The organism is Flavobacterium sp. NRK F10 (genome assembly GCF_024054235.1).
GTDB lineage: Bacteria > Bacteroidota > Bacteroidia > Flavobacteriales > Flavobacteriaceae > Flavobacterium > Flavobacterium sediminis.
Window position 1 is genome coordinate 134,447 of record NZ_JAMXLC010000001.1, and the last position, 18,724, is coordinate 153,170.

General features: G+C 35.1%; 18 protein-coding genes and 1 other RNA gene. 10 read left to right on the forward strand and 9 right to left on the reverse strand.

Features of this window, described 5'->3' with window-relative positions:
- Window positions 1-67: 67 nt before the first annotated feature.
- A complete protein-coding gene (gene kynU, locus NHF50_RS00575) occupies window positions 68-1,357 on the reverse strand; it encodes a kynureninase (protein ID WP_252774674.1) in 1,290 nt (429 codons plus the stop codon).
- Between the two features lie 107 nt (window positions 1,358-1,464).
- Window positions 1,465-1,563, reverse strand: an RNA gene (gene ffs / locus NHF50_RS00580) — signal recognition particle sRNA small type.
- 88 nt (window positions 1,564-1,651) lie between these two features.
- Here ffs and NHF50_RS00585 point away from each other — a divergent pair.
- Window positions 1,652-2,725: a glutaminyl-peptide cyclotransferase gene (locus tag NHF50_RS00585; protein WP_252774675.1), complete on the forward strand. Its 1,074-nt coding sequence runs from the start codon at window positions 1,652-1,654 to the stop codon at window positions 2,723-2,725.
- A gap of 26 nt (window positions 2,726-2,751) precedes the next feature.
- Here NHF50_RS00585 and NHF50_RS00590 read toward each other — a convergent pair whose 3' ends face one another.
- From NHF50_RS00590 to dnaK, 6 genes are all read right to left on the reverse strand, one after another.
- The gene (locus tag NHF50_RS00590) at window positions 2,752-3,270 is read right to left on the reverse strand and encodes a DUF4442 domain-containing protein (protein ID WP_252774676.1); all 519 of its coding nucleotides are present in this window, start codon (window positions 3,268-3,270) and stop codon (window positions 2,752-2,754) included.
- A gap of 1 nt (window position 3,271) precedes the next feature.
- A complete protein-coding gene (locus NHF50_RS00595; protein WP_252774677.1) occupies window positions 3,272-4,222 on the reverse strand; it encodes a nitronate monooxygenase family protein in 951 nt (316 codons plus the stop codon).
- Between the two features lie 48 nt (window positions 4,223-4,270).
- Window positions 4,271-4,909, reverse strand: coding sequence for a hypothetical protein (locus NHF50_RS00600; protein ID WP_252774678.1), 639 nt, complete (start codon window positions 4,907-4,909; stop codon window positions 4,271-4,273).
- A gap of 177 nt (window positions 4,910-5,086) precedes the next feature.
- Window positions 5,087-5,527 carry a hypothetical protein gene (locus NHF50_RS00605; protein ID WP_252774679.1) on the reverse strand — a complete coding sequence of 147 codons (441 nt, stop codon included), beginning with the start codon at window positions 5,525-5,527 and terminating at the stop codon, window positions 5,087-5,089.
- On the reverse strand, window positions 5,520-6,704 hold the full coding sequence (locus NHF50_RS00610; RefSeq protein WP_252774680.1) for an AAA family ATPase: 1,185 nt from the start codon (window positions 6,702-6,704) through the stop codon (window positions 5,520-5,522). The genes NHF50_RS00605 and NHF50_RS00610 overlap by 8 nt, the downstream gene beginning before the upstream one ends.
- An 85-nt stretch (window positions 6,705-6,789) precedes the next feature.
- Window positions 6,790-8,685, reverse strand: a complete 1,896-nt coding sequence (gene dnaK, locus NHF50_RS00615; protein ID WP_109567909.1) for a molecular chaperone DnaK — start codon at window positions 8,683-8,685, stop codon at window positions 6,790-6,792.
- Window positions 8,686-8,915: 230 nt separating this feature from the next.
- Here dnaK and NHF50_RS00620 point away from each other — a divergent pair, with 230 nt between their 5' ends.
- From NHF50_RS00620 to NHF50_RS00630, 3 genes are all read left to right on the forward strand, one after another.
- Complete coding sequence (locus tag NHF50_RS00620; protein WP_109567910.1) at window positions 8,916-10,196, forward strand: DEAD/DEAH box helicase; 1,281 nt, start codon at window positions 8,916-8,918, stop codon at window positions 10,194-10,196.
- An 86-nt stretch (window positions 10,197-10,282) separates the two neighbouring features.
- The gene (locus NHF50_RS00625) at window positions 10,283-11,698 is read left to right on the forward strand and encodes an L-serine ammonia-lyase (RefSeq protein WP_252774681.1); all 1,416 of its coding nucleotides are present in this window, start codon (window positions 10,283-10,285) and stop codon (window positions 11,696-11,698) included.
- Complete coding sequence (locus tag NHF50_RS00630; RefSeq protein WP_308219288.1) at window positions 11,698-12,072, forward strand: DUF2809 domain-containing protein; 375 nt, start codon at window positions 11,698-11,700, stop codon at window positions 12,070-12,072. The genes NHF50_RS00625 and NHF50_RS00630 overlap by 1 nt, the downstream gene beginning before the upstream one ends.
- Here the strand turns inward: NHF50_RS00630 and NHF50_RS00635 are convergent.
- A complete protein-coding gene (locus tag NHF50_RS00635; protein WP_252774682.1) occupies window positions 12,069-12,506 on the reverse strand; it encodes a DUF4440 domain-containing protein in 438 nt (145 codons plus the stop codon). The genes NHF50_RS00630 and NHF50_RS00635 overlap by 4 nt on opposite strands.
- Before the next feature lie 99 nt (window positions 12,507-12,605).
- Here NHF50_RS00635 and panB point away from each other — a divergent pair, with 99 nt between their 5' ends.
- The 6 genes from panB (at window position 12,606) to NHF50_RS00665 (ending at window position 18,723) form a co-directional block, all read left to right on the forward strand.
- The gene (panB, locus tag NHF50_RS00640; protein WP_109570553.1) at window positions 12,606-13,424 is read left to right on the forward strand and encodes a 3-methyl-2-oxobutanoate hydroxymethyltransferase; all 819 of its coding nucleotides are present in this window, start codon (window positions 12,606-12,608) and stop codon (window positions 13,422-13,424) included.
- 46 nt (window positions 13,425-13,470) lie between these two features.
- Window positions 13,471-14,163, forward strand: coding sequence for an RluA family pseudouridine synthase (locus NHF50_RS00645; protein ID WP_252774683.1), 693 nt, complete (start codon window positions 13,471-13,473; stop codon window positions 14,161-14,163).
- A 14-nt stretch (window positions 14,164-14,177) separates the two neighbouring features.
- On the forward strand, window positions 14,178-14,948 hold the full coding sequence (locus tag NHF50_RS00650; protein ID WP_252774684.1) for a hypothetical protein: 771 nt from the start codon (window positions 14,178-14,180) through the stop codon (window positions 14,946-14,948).
- A gap of 18 nt (window positions 14,949-14,966) precedes the next feature.
- A complete protein-coding gene (locus NHF50_RS00655) occupies window positions 14,967-16,325 on the forward strand; it encodes a hypothetical protein (RefSeq protein ID WP_252774685.1) in 1,359 nt (452 codons plus the stop codon).
- A 28-nt stretch (window positions 16,326-16,353) separates the two neighbouring features.
- Window positions 16,354-17,211: a neutral zinc metallopeptidase gene (locus tag NHF50_RS00660; protein ID WP_109567914.1), complete on the forward strand. Its 858-nt coding sequence runs from the start codon at window positions 16,354-16,356 to the stop codon at window positions 17,209-17,211.
- Window positions 17,212-17,370: 159 nt separating this feature from the next.
- Complete coding sequence (locus NHF50_RS00665; protein ID WP_252774686.1) at window positions 17,371-18,723, forward strand: hydroxymethylglutaryl-CoA synthase family protein; 1,353 nt, start codon at window positions 17,371-17,373, stop codon at window positions 18,721-18,723.
- Window position 18,724: the final 1 nt, after the last annotated feature.

Sequence of the window (18,724 nt, forward strand, 5' to 3'; positions counted from 1 at the left end):
TGTACGAATTTTTTACTTTTATTATCTCTTTTAAAATTATTTTTCTAAATATTTTTCCGACTTTATTTTATTTCAGAATCCCTTTTCTTAAAATCTGCCCGAAATCGTACATATCCTCGAAAGAAGAATAAAAAGGTACCGGAGCCAATCGGATAACATTCGGTTCTCGCCAATCGGTTATTACTCCATTCTCCATTAAATAATTAAACAATTCTCTTCCTTGTCCGTGTAAGTAGACTGAAAGTTGGCAACCTCTTTCAGCCTGATTTTCAGGTGTAAGAATCTCGAATGTTGTTCCTTCCACTTCCGCATCTATCTCGCTAAGAATAAATTCCAGATAAGCTGTCAGAAGGTTTCTCTTTTTGATCAATTTTTCCATCCCTACTTTTGCAAACATCTCTACAGATGCTAAATACGGTGCCATTGACAAAATAGGCAAATTACTAATCTGCCAACCATTTGCTCCGTGAACCGGGTCAAACTTCGGTTCCATTAAAAAGCGGCGTTCTTTATTGTGTCCATACCAGCCGGCGAATCTTGGAAGATCATTATCATTATGATGCTTTTCATGAACAAAGTAACCTGACACATTTCCCGGACCTGAATTCATGTACTTATAACTACACCAGGCAGCAAAATCGACATTCCATTCGTGTAATTTAAGGGCTATATTTCCTGCAGCATGAGCTAAATCCCAACCTACATACGCACCTTGTTTTTGTCCGGCTTCAGTAATTGCTTTCATATCTAATACTTGCCCGGTATAATAATTGACCCCTCCGAAAAGTACTAAAGCTAATTCGTCTCCGACCTCTTCTATTTTCTGAAGAATATCGTCCAAACGCAGCGTGTTCTCCCCTTCTCTTTTCTTAACTTCTACAATAGCTTCTTCAGGGTTAAAACCGACTGATTTCGCATGAAAATGCACTTGGCTCTGAAACATATACTGATCGCTCGGAAATGCTTTTTCCTCACAAATGATCTTATATTTCTTAGCTGTAGGCTGATAAAATGAAACCATTAACAAATGCAGGTTTACCGTTAAGGTATTCATTACCCCTACTTCTGTTGGTTTAGCCCCTACAATTTCACTTAACGGCTGGCAAAAACGTTCATGATAATCCCACCAAGGCTTTTCTGAATAAAAATGTCCTTCTACGGCTAAATTTGCCCAATCGTCCATTACTTCATCTACATAAATCTTAGCACTTTTAGGCTGCAAGCCTAATGAGTTTCCCGTAAAGTAAATAACTTCTTTTCCATTTACTTTAGGAAAAATAAATTCGTCACGGTATTGATTCAATTCGTCCTGAGAATCTAATTGCTTTGCAAATTCTCTTGAGTTTATAAAGTCCATCTTAATCTATAGGTTAGTTTTGTTGTTTGCCCACAAAGGTAAACATATTGGAATAAGTAGAAAAGAGAGGGATATAAAAAAGAAAAACTCCCTTAAGGAGCTCTAAAAAACGGCAAGCGACCTACATCGCACCGCTACAACCGCATACCCTTGCTGCGTTCCCACCCTGGGGGATTCTGCAGGAGCTGGTCGTGTAGGACTTGCCAGTGCAAATATACAATCTTTTTGTATTTTTACAAGGCGATTGTTTCTTTAAAATTTCGTTGTATATTGTCATGACAAAAAATTACAATCATGATACACTTTAAGCTATTCGCTTTCACTGCATTAAGTGTTGCAGTTCTGAGTTGCGAAAAAGACAAAAATGAGCTAAAAAATAATTTTTCTATAGATACTTCCCACTTAAAACAGGTTTACAGCCTTAATGAAAGCATCAATTTACAGGTTAAAAACGCTAAAAATCTACCTGTAGACTCGATTCAATATTTCCTGGGAGATACAAAAATAGGATCCGCTACCGGAAATTCCCTTTTCCCTTTTGCTTTAAGAGAAACCAAATTAGGGAGTCATACAATTAAAGCCACAGTTTATACTGAAGGTACGACTGTTGATGAAGAGACTAAAATTACATTGGCATCGAGCATTCAGCCTAAATTATTAAACTATAAAATTGTAAATACTTATCCTCACGATATTAAAGCTTATACACAAGGTTTTGAATTTTACCGCGATACTTTATTTGAAGGAACCGGTAACGGAAGAGGATCCGGAACAGGAACAAGGGATGTTTCCAGTTTGCGTAAAACCGACTACAGAACCGGTGAAGTATTTAAAAAAATAACATTAGAAGATCAATATTTCGGTGAAGGAATTACCGTTTTGAACAATAAAGTATACCAACTTACCTGGCTTAATAAAGAAGGATATGTATACGATGCCGACACTTTTAAAAAAATAAAGACTTTCAAATACTTTAAGGATATTGAAGGCTGGGGATTGACTAATGACGGGAAAAAATTGTACATGAGTGACGGTTCTGAGAAAATTTATGTTTTAGATCCGGAAACCATGCAAGAAGTAGATTATATTAATGTTTATACCCAACATGCAAAAATTGAATCTTTGAATGAACTGGAATGGATTGACGGCAAAATTTGGGCTAATATTTACGGAAAAGATGCTATTGGCGTTATCAATACTAATGGTGAAGTAGAAGCTATTTTAAATTTAGGAGACCTTCGTAGTAAAGTTACCCAGCATCCCGACATTGATGTTTTAAATGGTATTGCTTATAACCCGAAAACAAAAACTATTTTTGTCACCGGAAAAAATTGGGATAAAACCTTTGAACTATTGATTGAAGAATAAAAAAAGCGGTTTAAAAACCGCTTTTTTTATTTAGAACTAACCTTTGCTCTTTTCTGTCTGTAATGCTCTTTTGAACTGATATATAATGTTTTTTCTAACTCCGTAAAAACAGTCTCTTTACCGTCAGTTATGTTCAGTTTTTTTACAAAATCTATCTCTTTATTTTCCTGAACCTGTCTCTTTATCTCATTAATTTCGTCAATGGAAAATTCAAAATCCACAAAAGCATTTGAATAAGCAGGTTTTCTGAAGCGTATTTGAGTGGCTTTATCCCAAACCACATAATCTTTCCCTAAAATCTGCATGAGTTGGATCATATAAATTGGATCTGTTGCCGAAAACAAGCTGCCACCAAACATAGATCCAACATAATTCTTATTGCGATAGGTTAACGGAATTCTGATTTTTACCAAATGCAGATCTTCCGATACAAAATATAACTTTCCGCAACTTCTTCTGTACATAGGAGATACGTTAAACATTACCCGAAACAACGTAGCCGGTTTAACGTATTTCTTTAATACGCCAAAAATTGAATCGTACATTTTACTGAATGAGCTTTTGAACAATTTGCTGTACCGGAAGTATCGCTCTTGTTTCTTCAATACTTGGTCCCGCTACCCAAACGGTTTTATAGGTTACTTCTTTAGCTGCTTTTTCGGTTGCTTTCATTCCGATATAAAAACGGAACATCTTCACCCATTTTTTTAGCTTTTTATTCTTGTTCAATATACGCTCGATCCAAGGCTGTTTTGTTCCTACTTTTTGAACATAAGGTGTATTGATCACGGTACAAGGTGTTCCTGATATCCTTTCAGTCATCACAATATCTCCGGCTCCGTAATCCACACAAGCTTGTTTATATTCCTGAGATACTCCTGATTCTTCAGAAGCAATAAACGGACTTCCAACAGAAACGCCTACTGCTCCGTAACTTAGCATTTTATCAAGATCCGCTTTCGTAGACACTCCTCCTGCTGAAATAACCGGGATCGCTGTATTATCATTCAGTAACTTAATCAATGCCTCCGGATCAATATTTCCACGATGTCCTCCGGCTTGATTATTTACCGCAATAATAGCGTCTGCTCCTAAGCTTTCTACTTTTTTGGCATAAGCCAAGTCCGTTACATCGCAAAACACTTTCACCCCAGCTTTATGTGCTTCTCTGATCGTTTCTTCGGGACTTCCTAATGACGTAACAATGAAATCAACTTTTTCATCACATAGCATTCGGAGTTGTTCTTTATACTTTACATTTGATTTATTGACAATTAGGTTAAAGCCAAAACTTCCTCCTTCTGTTTTTGCGGCTTTCAACTCTTGAATTGCTGTTTTAAGCTCCTCCAAAGTCCTGTAATTTAATGCCGGTATACAACCTGCAATGCCACATTTCATCCCTTCAATGACCATTTTAGTATTGGATACCAAAAACATAGGTGCCATTAAGACCGGATGTTTAATGTTTAAAATATCGGTTAGTGATTGTTTGTTCATTTTTTATTTATTTTATCCAAATATATGAAAAATTAGTATGCACGCATACTATTTAACGTTTTTTGGTTTTGCTTTAGAAACAGGAGAAGCACTTACTTTTTTACTTTCATATTGATCGGTCTCTGAATTATAAACAAAGTGGCTTTGCTGTGTTTTAGAATACAATGTAACATCTCCGTTTGTTAATAACGTAAATAAAGAGCCTTCAGAAGTTTTACGCTCTACATCGTGTGAAGCTGTTTTATTGGCATCTAAAAAAACTTTTTCTTTTGTATGAATTGTTTTCTCTGTATTTGCAAACAATTGTTTTTTCGTAATCGGATTCCAAACTTGATTTTCTGTAATTGCAGTTGCTTCTGTTTTATCCTTAATAGTTACTGTATTATTCTCTTTCCAGCTAATTAAATACATTTTTTGAGTTCCGATTGTAAAATTCTTTACATTAAATTCCGCTGGCTTAAAATTTTTATCAATTGTTTCTTTCAGTACTAAAGTATCGGTACTTTGTTCATTTTTAGCAAATAAAACAAACTTCTTTACTTTGTTTATGGTTGTAATTTCTGCAGACAAATTTTCAAAAGTAGCTATCACAACATTCTTTTCAACTTTTTTCACAGTTGTTTTTTTCTTTTGAGCTACAGCAAATTGAAGTGTGACAAGACATGTTAAAAAGAAAAGTTTTCTCATAAGATTGGAGATTAAGGTTTGCCCAATTTAGTAAAAAAACTCACAAGAAAAACATTCGTTATAAAAAGTATTTGTTACATTTTTATAAAAAAAGAGCTGTCAAAAATGACAGCTCTTTTTAATCTATTATAATTACTTTTTGAAATCAATATCTCAGAAAAAATGAAAAAATATAATTTAAGGTGAATAAGTTAATACTCTATTTTTAATTTCTAAAATTTTCCCATAATCTCTTGCAAATTTCTGTTTAATCTTTTTAATATCAGTACCCGCACTAGGAACTCTTGAACTTATTATAAAACCAAGTCTTTTATTTTTTGGAATTACAAAAAATTCTGAATTAATAAGTTTAATTGTTGCTACAATTTGATTAAATGCCTTTTCTATATCACTTCCTTTAAGTTCAATGAAATAAAACTCATCAGTTGTATGTCTAAGGAACCCAAAATCACATCGCTCTTGTCCATTTAGATTAATTACACAACCATCTATATTTAATCTTGTAAAATTTTCAGATGAATTAATTTCAAAACGTTTTCCATTTTCGCTTGCAACTTTACTATTTGATGAACAATCTGAAAATTGCTTTATAAAATCTTCAAAACTATTATTATTCATATCGCAATTGTGTAAGTTTATCAAACTCTTCTGAAATCACATCGGAGACATTATCTATTATATTAACATCTATGCTTTTAAACTCTTTATCTTTTATCATATATACTAAACCATCTTCTTTAATTTCATAAACTGAAATTTCTTCAAAATCAACCCAATTACTTTCAGGAATAATTTTAATTATTTCATCTTTAAGCTCTGGTTTTTCATTATAAATATTTTTTGCTAAAATTAATGTATCAAAAGATGAAACTATATAAGGGCTATGAGTTGTAAGAATACATTGCACAGATTTATCATAGAAAGATGAAACTAAAAAATTAACTATTTTCTTCTGTTTAATTGGAAATAAATTTAGTTCAGGTTCTTCAATTACTATAACCTTTCCTGACATTAATTGGTCTTGCTCTTTTAATTCATTTTCTAAAACTAGTAACAAAGGAACTAATGATTGCACACCACTAGAGGCCTCATTGAGAAGAATTTTTTGATTATTAATTTTTACTTCATCTAAATCATTCTTAAAGTTGTACTCTAAACCAAAACTATTATACTTTGCCGTTTTTACATTTGCTCTAGCTACCTCATATTTTGCTGCAAATTCCTTATAACATTCTGGCAAAGCAATATTGTTCGCCAACAAACCTGATATTGCATTACCTGTAAGAGAGTATAAGACTCTTTCAGCTGGGAAATAAATTGAATTAGTTTTATTTAAAAAGATATTATAAAAATTTCTATTAAAAATTTCTATTAGCTCTTCTTTGTTAATACTTCTTAATCTATCAACATCTAAACTATTAATTTTTGATTCATTAAAATCTGAAATAATTTTTAAAAAACCTTTCTTTAACTCGGAGTTTAAATTTACTATATAACCATCTTTTAATTCTAACACTTTAATCATTCTATCATTAGAAATCGATTTTTGAAAAAGAGAAATTTCAGTTTTATTAGTCTTAAAATCAATATTATATTTTTTTAACTCACTTTGAAAATTTATCTTTTCGACATCTTTAAACAATGTAAGTTTAAAGAACGAATCTTTAAAAATTGCAATTAATTTTGCTAAAACACTTTTTCCAGTTGATGTATCACCAATAAAAATCACATATTTAGTTAAGTCAACTTCAGCCTCTTTAATCGGACCAAAATTCTTGACTATTAGTTTTTCCATCTTTTTTTGTAAATTAATATGTAAAGATAATAAAAAACCGAATCGTATAGATTCGGTTTTTTATTATGAGAGATATTTTGAAAAATTATTTCACTTCTTCGAAATCAACATCTTGCGTTTGATCTCCTGAATCAGTATCACCTCCTTGTGGTTGTGCTTCCTGAGCTCCGCCTTGTTCAGCCTGAGCTTTGTACATTTCTTCAGAAGCATTTTTCCAAGCCTCGTTGATCTTATCTAAAGCAGGTTGAATAGTATCTACATCTTTAGTCTCGTAAGCTTTTTTCAAATCTTCTAAAGCGGCATTAATAGCTGTTTTATTTCCTTCTGATAATTTATCACCAAAGTCACTCAATTGTTTCTCTGTTTGGAAAATCATGCTATCAGCTTCATTTAATTTTGCTACTTTTTCCATAGCTGCTTTATCTGCTTCGGCATTCATCTCTGCTTCTTTTTTCATTTTTTCGATCTCTTCCTGAGTCAATCCGGAAGAAGCTTCGATACGAATATCGTGAGATTTACCTGTTCCTTTATCTGTTGCAGAAACTTTAATGATACCATTAGCATCAATATCAAAAGTTACTTCAATTTGAGGTACTCCTCTTGGTGCAGGCGGAATTCCGTCTAAATGGAAACGTCCGATTGTTTTATTATCTGTTGCCATAGGTCTTTCCCCTTGCAACACGTGGATTTCTACCGATGGCTGATTATCTGCCGCTGTAGAGAACACTTGCGATTTTTTTGTCGGGATAGTTGTATTGGCTTCGATCAATTTAGTCATTACTCCTCCCATAGTTTCAATACCTAATGAAAGCGGAGTAACATCTAACAATAATACATCTTTTACATCTCCTGTTAATACACCACCTTGAATAGCTGCACCAATGGCTACAACTTCATCCGGATTAACTCCTTTTGATGGTTTTTTACCGAAGAATTTCTCTACTTCTTCCTGAATCACAGGGATACGTGTAGAACCACCAACTAAGATTACCTCATCAATATCAGATTTTGACAATCCTGCATCTTTTAATGCTTTTTCACATGGCAACATAGAACGTTTTACCAAATCGTGAGCCAATTGCTCAAATTTAGAACGTGTTAAAGTTTGCACCAAGTGTTTAGGTCCTGAAGCTGTTGCAGTAACATAAGGCAAATTGATCTCTGTTTGAGCAGAAGACGACAATTCGATTTTAGCTTTTTCAGCAGCTTCTTTTAAACGTTGTAAAGCCATTGGATCTTTACGTAAATCAACTCCTTCGGCAGCGTTGAATTCATTTGCCAGCCAATCGATGATTACTTGGTCAAAGTCATCCCCTCCTAAGTGAGTATCCCCGTTAGTTGACAATACTTCAAAAACTCCGTCTCCTAATTCAAGGATAGAAATATCAAATGTACCCCCACCTAAGTCATATACTGCAATTTTTTGATCTTTTCCTGCTTTATCCAAACCATACGCTAAGGCAGCAGCTGTCGGTTCATTAATGATACGCATCACTTCTAAACCTGCAATCTGACCTGCTTCTTTAGTAGCCTGACGTTGTGCATCATTAAAATAAGCCGGAACGGTAATAACTGCTTTATCTACAGTTGTACCTAAATAATCTTCGGCTGTTTTTTTCATTTTTTGAAGAATCATAGCCGATAATTCTTGTGGTGTATACAAACGACCGTCAATATCAACTCTTGGCGTATCGTTATCTCCTTTTACCACTTTATACGCTACATTCCCTGCTTCTTTTTGGCTTTCGGTAAATTTGTTCCCCATAAAACGCTTAATAGAAGCAATGGTCTTAGTCGGGTTTGTTACCGCCTGACGTTTAGCCGGATCCCCTACTTTAATTTCTCCTCCTTCAACAAAAGCGATTACTGAAGGCGTTGTTCTTTTCCCCTCTGCATTAGCAATTACTACTGGTTCTCCACCTTCCATAACTGCCACACAAGAGTTGGTTGTACCTAAATCGATACCAATAATTTTACTCATAATATATTCTCCTTTTTAGTTCAATTTGATTGTTCCTCTACGAGTGAACAGTGATAAACACGCTTTCTATTAGTCAAGTTTTGTGCCAATACAAAAATGTTATGTTTTGGTTCTCATTTTGTCAGAAATACCATTTTTTATATGACAACATGACATTTTTGCTGACAATTCTTTTCTATTGAATGTCATTCTGAATATATCATTATCTTTGCCTTAAGAAAACACTTAAGATGCAATTTTCAGATTTAAACCTACACAGAAGTTTACTTGAAGCTATTAAAGACAAAGGGTATACTGCTCCGACACTGATCCAGCAACAGGCCATTCCGGAAATATTAAACGGAAACGACATTGTAGGATGCGCACAAACCGGTACCGGTAAAACGGCTGCTTTTGCTATTCCTATTTTAGAGATACTACATCCTATTGTAGGTTCTGCTAAAAAAAGAAAATTCATCCGTACTGTGGTCGTTACACCTACCCGGGAATTGGCTATGCAAATTCAGGCTAATTTCGATGAATATGGAAAGTACATGAATACCCGTACTTTAGTATTATATGGCGGTGTTAATCAAAACCCGCAGGTTCAAGCTTTAAAAGAAGGAGTAGATATTGTTATTACAACTCCGGGACGCTTTTTAGACCTGTACAAACAAGAATTCATCAGTCTGGATCAAATGCACCATCTGGTGATTGATGAAGCCGACCTGATGCTGGATATGGGTTTTATTAATGATGTGAAGAAAATCGTTAAGCTATCACCCGAAAACAGGCAAACACTTTTGTTTTCAGCTACCATGCCATTTGAAATTCGTGTGCTAGCCGATTCTCTTTTAAAGAATCCCAAATATATTATTGTAGACCCGGTTTCTAGTACTTCAAAAAACATCAAGCAATCTATTTATTTTGTTGAAAAAGAAGACAAGAAAAAGTTACTGGCACATATTATAAAGGAAGATGCTATTGAACAAGCTATTGTTTTTGTTCGAACGAAACACGGAGCTGACAATGTTGTTAAATCCTTAGAAAAACAAAACATTTCTGCAGTAGCCATACACGGTGACAAATCGCAATCGGCTCGTATCAAAGCTTTAGAACGATTTAAAAACAAAGAAGTTAACTTTTTAATAGCGACAGACATTGCCGCTCGAGGTCTGGATATTGAACAATTGCCTATTGTAATCAATTATGATCTGCCAAATATTCCGGAAACCTATATCCATAGAATCGGAAGAACAGGAAGGGCAGAAAATGAAGGTAGATCCATTTCTTTTTGTGGTAAAGATGAGAAAACCTACTGGCAGGATATTGTAAAACTGACGCAAGCCAAAATAAAAGAAATAACTGATCATCCTTTCCCATGGAAAGAAAGTTCAGACACAAACACTTCTGCTCCTCCCAAAAAGGATTTCAGAAACAACAATAAATCTCAAGCCAATAAAAACAAATCCAAGAAATCAAATTCCAGAAAATCAGATAATTCAAAGAAAAACAAAAAACGCTGGTATTAATTATTTATTTGTTAAAAAATAATACTCTATTTTATATGATTCGCATTTGATTATCTTTGCTACAGAAACTATTTTTTGAATAAGATATGGAGTGTATTTCTGTTTTTGATATGCTTAAGATCGGTATTGGTCCGTCTAGTTCTCATACTCTCGGTCCCTGGAGAGCTGCCGAACGTTTTCTACAAGAATTACGTCAAAAAAAGAACATTGATTTTATCAACAGAGTTCAGGTTGATCTATACGGCTCACTTTCTTTAACCGGAAAAGGGCATGCTACTGACCTGTCAATAATGCTCGGTTTAAGTGGCGCTGATCCGGAATATATTCCTGTTGAGAGTATAGATGTCATTATTTCAGCGATCAAAAATAAGCATGAAATTTTCTTAGCTAACGAAATTATCATCCCATTTAATCCGGAAACAGATATTGTATTTAACCGTAACTTTTTACCTTTTCATGCTAACGGATTAACCTTTACTGCCTATTTTGAAAATGAAGAATATAGTGAAACCTACTATTCCATAGGCGGTGGATTTGTGGTAACCGAAGATGAAAATAACAGAAATGAAGAAATAAAATGTGCTTTTCCATTTCCTATAGATAAAGCCAGTGAACTTTTGGCTTACTGCCAGCAAGAAAACATGAAAATATCTGAAGTGGTTTATGCTAATGAAAAGTCTATGAGAAATGAAGCATTTATTCATAGTGAACTGCTTCGAATTTGGGATACAATGCTGGAATGTATGTACATTGGTTGTCATACTGAAGGTGTTTTACCCGGAGGGTTAAACGTAAGGCGAAGAGCTTATGATATGCACAAAAATTTAATCGGAGTTTTACCTTATGATAACCCGTATTCTTGGTTACAGATTATTCGTCAAACGGAAGTAAAGTTCAGACAAATCCTGAAATGGGTAAGTTGCTTTGCCTTAGCCGTTAACGAGGTTAATGCTTCTTTAGGACGTGTTGTTACCGCTCCTACCAACGGAAGTGCAGGTGTTATTCCCGCTGTTTTAATGTACTATATGGTCATTGAAAATCACGAAGCAAATGAAGAGCAGATCAAACAATTCTTGCTTGTAGCCGGAGAGATCGGTTCTATCTTTAAAAAAGGAGCTACCATTTCTGCTGCTATGGGAGGTTGTCAAGCTGAAATCGGAGTTTCAAGCGCTATGGCTGCCGGAGCACTTTGTGAAGTAATGGGCGGAACTCCTGAACAGGTTTTAGTGGCCGCTGAAATTGCCATGGAACATCACTTAGGATTAACTTGCGATCCGATCGGAGGATTAGTTCAGGTACCGTGTATTGAGCGAAACACTATGGGAGCCATTAAAGCGATCAATGCAGCCGAACTCGCTTTGGAAACCGATGCTAAAAATGCTAAAGTTCCGTTAGACAAAGTCGTGAACACCATGTGGGAAACCGCCAAAGACATGAACTCTAAATACAAAGAAACCAGTGAAGGCGGATTAGCTGTTGGTGTTAACCTAACCGATTGTTAGTGGAAACCATAAAGAAAAACCGGCTTTTTTATTCCGCACTAACCTTACTGGTCATTTTTTTAGGTATTCTATCCCGTAAGATCAGTTTTGTTTCGTTTTATACAGGCGATATCTTATATGCCGTAATGATTTATTTTGGTTTTAGAGCAATATTCTTTTTGAAACCAAAAATAACGTTCATACTGAGTCTGTTATTCTGTTTCTCCATTGAAACATTTCAATTAATTCAATGGGAATGGCTAATCGTTATCCGAAAAACAACCTTAGGCCATTACATACTGGGACAAGGTTTTCTTTGGACAGATTTGATATGTTATTTATTCGGAACCTTTTTTGCTCTCTTTTCGGATCACTACCTTAGGAATAAAAATTAATTCTTTCTTCTGGTATCAATGATGTGAACGATTTTCCACGTGCCATCCGGTTCCTTTATCATGGTAAAAGAATTAACTCCGACATGGCTTAACTGATTATTGACATAGAATTCGTAAGGCGTCCAAACGTGAGCCATATTACCGTCAGTTTGAACTTTATAATCGATAATCTTTTCTAAAAATGAAACCGTATCCGGTATGTTTGCTATCGACTTGTAGAACTCTTCAGCTGTTTCTACTTTTAGGCGAGTTCCTTCTACTGCATTTGTTACAGTCTGCATACTAATATTGTCATGACACACTTGTTGTAAGCCTGTCGTATCCTGAGCATGAAAGGCTTTAAAAAAATCCTCAACAACCTCTTTAGGCTCATTTTGGGCTATTGCCACCAGATTAAAAAACAAGAAACCTATTAAACATCTGACTTTATTCATATTATCCTTTTTACTCATTAGTTGGAGAAAAGAAAAATTGTTACAATTCAAAGTAAAAAAAATGATTTTACTACTTTTACACAATTAAAAAACCAAAAAATGTCAGTTGCAAAAAAAGATTATAAAAGAATTACAACAAAATCATTAGTGGAAATGAAACAACACGGAGAAAAAATCTCCATGTTAACTGCTTATGATTATACTATGGCTAAAATTGTTGATGCTGCAGGTATTGATGTTATTTTAGTCGGTGACTCAGCCAGTAATGTAATGGCCGGACACGAAACAACTCTTCCGATCACTCTGGATCAAATGATATATCACGCTTCCTCTGTAGTAAGAGCAGCAGAACGTGCGCTGGTGGTGGTTGATCTGCCTTTTGGTACTTACCAATCAGACCCTAAAGAAGCTTTACGCTCAGCAATACGTGTAATGAAAGAAAGTGGCGGACATGCCGTAAAATTAGAAGGAGGTAAAGAGATCAAAGAATCCATTAAAAGAATCCTTCAAGCAGGTATTCCGGTTATGGGACACTTAGGACTAACTCCTCAGTCTATTTATAAATTCGGAACTTATACCGTTAGAGCCAAAGAGGAAGAAGAAGCAGAAAAACTAATTGAAGATGCTAAAACTCTTGAGAAATTAGGTTGTTTTGCCGTTGTCTTGGAAAAAATCCCTGCCAAATTAGCAAAAAAAGTTGCTGAAAGCATCAGCATTCCGGTTATTGGCATTGGTGCCGGAAACGGTGTTGACGGTCAGGTTTTAGTTGTTCATGATATGTTAGGAATGACACATGAGTTCAACCCAAGGTTTTTACGTCGCTATATGAACTTATACGAAGAGATGAGCACGGCCATCAGTCAATATGTAGATGATGTAAAGAGTGTAGATTTTCCTAATGAAAATGAGCAATACTAATTCGTATTCATTGTTTTATTAATTCGATCATTTGACCGATTCAGAAATGAAAATTCTCTCTACCAAGGATAATCTGCAAGTACTACACGAAGACAATCATATTATTGTAGTCAACAAACGTGTAGGCGATATTGTTCAGGGCGATAAAACAGGAGACAAACCGTTATCGGATGTCGTAAAAGAATATATAAAAGAGAAATACAACAAACCCGGCGAAGTCTTTTTAGGTGTAGTTCATCGTTTAGACCGACCTACTTCCGGGATTGTTGTATTTGCCAGAACATCTAAAGCTTTATCCCGATTAAACGAAACCTTTAAAAATAGGGAAACTCAAAAGACCTATTGGGCAATAGTAAAAAAACAACCTCCGAAAGAAAAAGATACTTTAATTCATTTTCTAACCCGAAACCCGAAAAACAATACTTCTAAAGCACATCTGAAAGAAGTCAAAGACAGTAAAAAAGCGAGTCTCTCCTACTCTGTTTTTCAAAAACTAAACAATTATTATGCTTTAGAAATTGATTTACATACCGGTCGACATCATCAGATCCGTTGCCAGTTAGCAGCTATAGGATGTCCGATCAAAGGAGACTTGAAATACGGATTTGACCGTAGCAATCCTGACGGAGGAATTCATTTACATGCCCGAAAATTAAACCTGCAACATCCTGTTACAAAAGAAATTCTTACATTTACAGCACCCACTCCCAATGATGTAATCTGGAATACTATTTCTTAATAATTCTGACCAAAATGAAAAAAAAAATTGAAGACAAATTAATGTATGGGTACTCTCTTGATTTAGGAGTCGTAATCGAAGAAGGTTTTGCTGTTTATAAAAAAACTTTTTTAATCAGCGGGCTTGCATTAATACTTTTAAGCATCGTTTTCATTATACTCTATTTAGGACTAATCGCTGCTTTCTACGGATTAGGCAACTTTTCAGAACTAATAAGTCAAATTAGCATTATCTCCAGAAAACCTACTTATCTCATTAGTACAGGTGTTTTTTCTACTATTGCAAGCGCTATTATGGCTCCGGTAACAGCCGGATTCATTCATGTCAATTATTTAGCCAAAAGAAACCGTGAATTCAGTTTAAGCACCTATTTTGAATTTTACAAAGGAAAATATGTAATACCTCTTATGACTGCTTATGCAATCATCGGTTTTACCATGTCCATAACAAATGTGATGCTGGCTTTTGTAGGATTAAATTTTTTAAGCTTCATCACACAAGGACTGATCTCTATGGTTACCATTTTTACCATACCTTTAATTATTTATGATGACATCAGTTACTCTGAAGCGCTTTCTAAAAGTATTACACTATTCGGCAAGCAACCTCTTTATATTTTTGTAGCATTATTGGTTGCCTTTTTCTTTTCAATGCTAGGCTTTATCGCTTTTTGTATAGGGATCATTTTTACAATTCCTTTTTTATACAGTACATATTACAGTATTTACGAGCAGGCAATAGGTTTTGAAGAGAAATCAGAGATTGAAGAAATCGGAACAGAATAAACTATAAAATAAAACAATATGCTAAAAAAAATTCTCTCTTTAACTTTTTTAGGCTTTTGTTTGATAAGCGGAATCGCTCAAGAGCACTTTACAGGAATCTCAACTTCAAAACGTGTGGGAATCGTCAATACAGTATACAATCCGTCTGAGATTGTCAACCTTTCAACCAAGTATGAAGTAAATGTATTTAATGCGTCATTAGGACTCTCCAATAACAAATTAACTTTTAATGATCTAATCAAAGGTACTGACCTTGAAGACAAGATCTTTGAAGGAAATGAGAATGTCAACCTCCGTTTAGACGGATTGATTCTCGGACCTGCCTTTGCTTTCAAAATAAAACAATGGGGGTTCGGATTAACTTCAATGGCACACATTAAAGCTAATGTCATAAATGTAGATGCCAAATTAGGTGATGCTATTCAAAACGGACGATTTAGTGATCTTATTTCACAAACCACCTTATCTTCCAGTGACAACCAGAGGATTAATGGAGTAACTTGGGGTGAGATCGACCTGATTGTCGGACGCAATATCATTGACCTGCCTAAGCATGCTTTAAATGCAGGAGCTTCAATCCGTTTTCTCTTTCCCGGAGCTTATGGAAACTTCTCTGCGACCAACTTAAACGGAACTATTGTAAACACCTTCGGAGATGTAGAATTAGTCAATGCCTCTGCAGAAATCAATCTGGCATACGCCGGAAGTCTGGCTGGTGCCTACAATGACCAAGGCAATTACAACGATTTTTTTTCTCAGGGAATTAACGGTTTGGCTGTTGATCTTGGTTTTAATTATATTTGGAAAGATGAAACAGACAATGAAAACTACAAATTAAAGGCCGGAATCTCTGTCCGCAATTTAGGAAGCATGACCTTTAAATCAGATCAAAACTTAAGTCAGAATTACGTTTTAAATGTTGACAACCTTGAAAGTCTGAACCTAAATCAGTTTGAAAATGTTGAAAGCTTAGAAGAATTGAATCAAATTATAGCAGATCCGGCAAACGCTAATTACTTTCAGGCAACAACCTCTACAGACAATTATACTATTAAACTGCCTACAACATTAAATGCTTACGTAGATTATCAATTAGCAAAAAAATGGTATGTTACAGCCAGTATGAATCAAAAAATAAATGATGACTCTGATAATGACATTGTAACGACTCAAAATTCTTACACTCTGATTCCGCGTTATTCCTATAAATGGTTTGAAGCTTATGTTCCGATCGGTTCAAATGAAATTTCCGGTTTTACAACTGGTATGGGCTTTAGACTATCTGCTTTTTTTATAGGTTCCAACAGTGTTATAACAGCTTTAACAAATAGTGGTAAACAAGCGGATCTATATTTAGGAGTTCGATTCGGATTTTAATATTTTCAAAACTATAAAATTATAAAACATGAAATGGCAAGGTAGAAGACAAAGTGGCAACGTTGAAGATCGCAGAGGAATGTCCGGCGGTGGTAAAGCAATTGTGGGTGGTGGTGTAATCGGAATAATCGTACTATTACTCCAATTGTTCGGCGGTGAAACAGGACAAGCTATAGCTCCTGTTCTGGAACAATTAAACCAAGGAGCCTCAACAGAGCAAGTTCAGAGCAAAGAACTTACTGCTGAAGAAAAAGAAATGGGCGAATTTGCAGCCACTGTTTTAGCTGATACAGAAGATATTTGGTCTCAAATCTTTGCTGAAAATAATTTAGGAGAATATGAAAAACCAAAAATGGTTCTTTTCTCCGGAAGTGTTGAAACCGCATGCGGAGGAGCCAGCTCAGCTTCCGGTCCGTTTTATTGTCCTGGCGACCATAAAGTATATATGGATCTGACTTTTTTTGAAGAACTCCGTACGCGTTTCGGCGCTAAAGGAGGAGATTTTGCTACTGCTTATGTAATTGCTCATGAGGTCGGTCACCATATACAAACCCTTTTAGGAACATCAGGCAAAGTTCGCCAGCTACAGCAAGGCAAAAGCCAGGCAGAAGCAAATAAATTAAGCGTTTGTTTAGAGCTTCAGGCCGATTTCTACGCAGGTCTTTGGGCACACTACAATCAAAAGTATTTAGAAGAAGGTGATATTGAAGAAGCCTTAAGTGCTGCTCATGCCGTTGGTGATGATGAAATTCAAAAGAAAATGCAAGGTAGTGTTGTACCCGACTCATTCACACACGGAACCTCTGAACAACGTATGAAATGGTTCATGAAAGGGTATAAAACCGGTGAAATCAGAAATGGAGATACATTTGCTGAGGAATTGTAGTTGTTATTTCCTCAGAATTTGATTCAAAAAATTTACATACCAAAAAAATAAGGGTTTTTATTTACCATATTCGTAAATCGTTTTTCTAAGCCTAATATTTTAAAGCATATTCACGTAAAAATTGAGTATGCTTTTTATTTTTGTGTAAAACAAACCAAAATGAAAGTAGGTATTGACGCTATACAGTTTGATATTCCTAAAATATTTTTACCAATTGAAATACTAGCCGAAAAGAGAAATATTGAACCGGCAAAATTAATAAAAGGTCTCGGGTTACAACAAATGAGTTTTCTGGATGTACATCAGGATACTGTAACCTTAGCTGCAAACGCTCTTTACAAACTGATCCGACAGGAAAATATTGCTCTAAACAGTATTTCCCGAATATATGTAGGTACTGAAAGTGCTGTAGACAATTCAAAGCCCATTGGCTCTTACTTAGTTCAGCTCATTGAAAAAGAATTAGGTGAAAGAGCTTTAAAAAACTGCGATGTAGTTGATTTAACTTTTGCTTGTATAGGCGGAGTGGATGCTTTACAAAATTGTCTGGATTTTGTAAGACTGAATCCGAACAAGAAAGCAATTGTGATTACTACCGATAATGCCAAATATGATCTGGATTCTACCGGTGAATATACACAAGGTGCCGGTGCTATCGCAATGTTAATAACAGCTAATCCTAGAATTCTTTCATTTGAAAGTGCTGTGGGAGTAGCTACAGAGGGAGTCTTTGACTTCTTTAAACCCAAAAGAACAGTTAGTAAAGCGGCTATTTTCGGAGATGATTCCAATGAAAATTGGTTCGGAGTTTCAGAAACAGAAGTAAGTATCGCGAAAGAACAACCTGTTTTTGACGGACAATATTCTAATGAATGTTACATCAACCGAGTTTCTGATGCCTATGAAAATTTCAAATCGGAAACCGGAAAAAAAGGTAAGATTTATGAAAGCTGGGATTTGATCCTAATGCATCTTCCCTATTGTTTTCAAGGCAGAAGAACGTTCATCGATATATTTGCGGCTGAAAATCCTGAATTATTGGCAAAACAAGAAGGAGAAACCGTAAAAGAAAAAACAAAAGCGTTAACCAAATCACCTGAATATTTAGCTTTGGTAAACGAAAAATTATATCCGGCTGAAATTGCCTCCGGGAAAGTAGGAAACATTTATACAGGTTCTATTTTCTTAGGTTTACTATCAGCCTTATATTTCAGTGCTAAGGAAAACAAAGCACTTGAAGGAAAAAAAGTAGGTTTTATCGCTTATGGAAGCGGTTCTAAATCAAAAGTTATGGAAGCAGAGATCGCTCCGCAATGGCAAGCAGAAGTAGCCAAAACAAATCTGTTTGAGGTTTTGGAACAACGTATAGCCATTGATTTTGATACCTATGAAAAGTTACACAAAAAAGAATTAAAAAGTTCAGTGGTCGAAGCTTCAAATGAATTTTCGATCGATTATATAGAAAAAGAAAATCCTAATTTATTAGGAGCACGATATTACTTAAGGAAGTAAT

What these genes read in the sequence shown, in the direction of transcription:
- panB (WP_109570553.1), top strand. Translation starts at nt 12,606, where the DNA reads ATGTCAGTTGCAAAAAAAGATTATAAAAGAATTACAACAAAATCATTA.
- NHF50_RS00655 (WP_252774685.1), top strand. Translation starts at nt 14,967, where the DNA reads ATGCTAAAAAAAATTCTCTCTTTAACTTTTTTAGGCTTTTGTTTGATA.
- NHF50_RS00635 (WP_252774682.1), bottom strand. Translation starts at nt 12,506, where the DNA reads ATGAATAAAGTCAGATGTTTAATAGGTTTCTTGTTTTTTAATCTGGTG.
- NHF50_RS00650 (WP_252774684.1), top strand. Translation starts at nt 14,178, where the DNA reads ATGAAAAAAAAAATTGAAGACAAATTAATGTATGGGTACTCTCTTGAT.
- NHF50_RS00590 (WP_252774676.1), bottom strand. Translation starts at nt 3,270, where the DNA reads ATGTACGATTCAATTTTTGGCGTATTAAAGAAATACGTTAAACCGGCT.
- NHF50_RS00665 (WP_252774686.1), top strand. Translation starts at nt 17,371, where the DNA reads ATGAAAGTAGGTATTGACGCTATACAGTTTGATATTCCTAAAATATTT.
- NHF50_RS00660 (WP_109567914.1), top strand. Translation starts at nt 16,354, where the DNA reads ATGAAATGGCAAGGTAGAAGACAAAGTGGCAACGTTGAAGATCGCAGA.
- kynU (WP_252774674.1), bottom strand. Translation starts at nt 1,357, where the DNA reads ATGGACTTTATAAACTCAAGAGAATTTGCAAAGCAATTAGATTCTCAG.
- dnaK (WP_109567909.1), bottom strand. Translation starts at nt 8,685, where the DNA reads ATGAGTAAAATTATTGGTATCGATTTAGGTACAACCAACTCTTGTGTG.
- NHF50_RS00600 (WP_252774678.1), bottom strand. Translation starts at nt 4,909, where the DNA reads ATGAGAAAACTTTTCTTTTTAACATGTCTTGTCACACTTCAATTTGCT.
- NHF50_RS00620 (WP_109567910.1), top strand. Translation starts at nt 8,916, where the DNA reads ATGCAATTTTCAGATTTAAACCTACACAGAAGTTTACTTGAAGCTATT.
- NHF50_RS00610 (WP_252774680.1), bottom strand. Translation starts at nt 6,704, where the DNA reads ATGGAAAAACTAATAGTCAAGAATTTTGGTCCGATTAAAGAGGCTGAA.
- NHF50_RS00585 (WP_252774675.1), top strand. Translation starts at nt 1,652, where the DNA reads ATGATACACTTTAAGCTATTCGCTTTCACTGCATTAAGTGTTGCAGTT.
- NHF50_RS00605 (WP_252774679.1), bottom strand. Translation starts at nt 5,527, where the DNA reads ATGAATAATAATAGTTTTGAAGATTTTATAAAGCAATTTTCAGATTGT.
- NHF50_RS00595 (WP_252774677.1), bottom strand. Translation starts at nt 4,222, where the DNA reads ATGAACAAACAATCACTAACCGATATTTTAAACATTAAACATCCGGTC.
- NHF50_RS00645 (WP_252774683.1), top strand. Translation starts at nt 13,471, where the DNA reads ATGAAAATTCTCTCTACCAAGGATAATCTGCAAGTACTACACGAAGAC.
- NHF50_RS00625 (WP_252774681.1), top strand. Translation starts at nt 10,283, where the DNA reads ATGGAGTGTATTTCTGTTTTTGATATGCTTAAGATCGGTATTGGTCCG.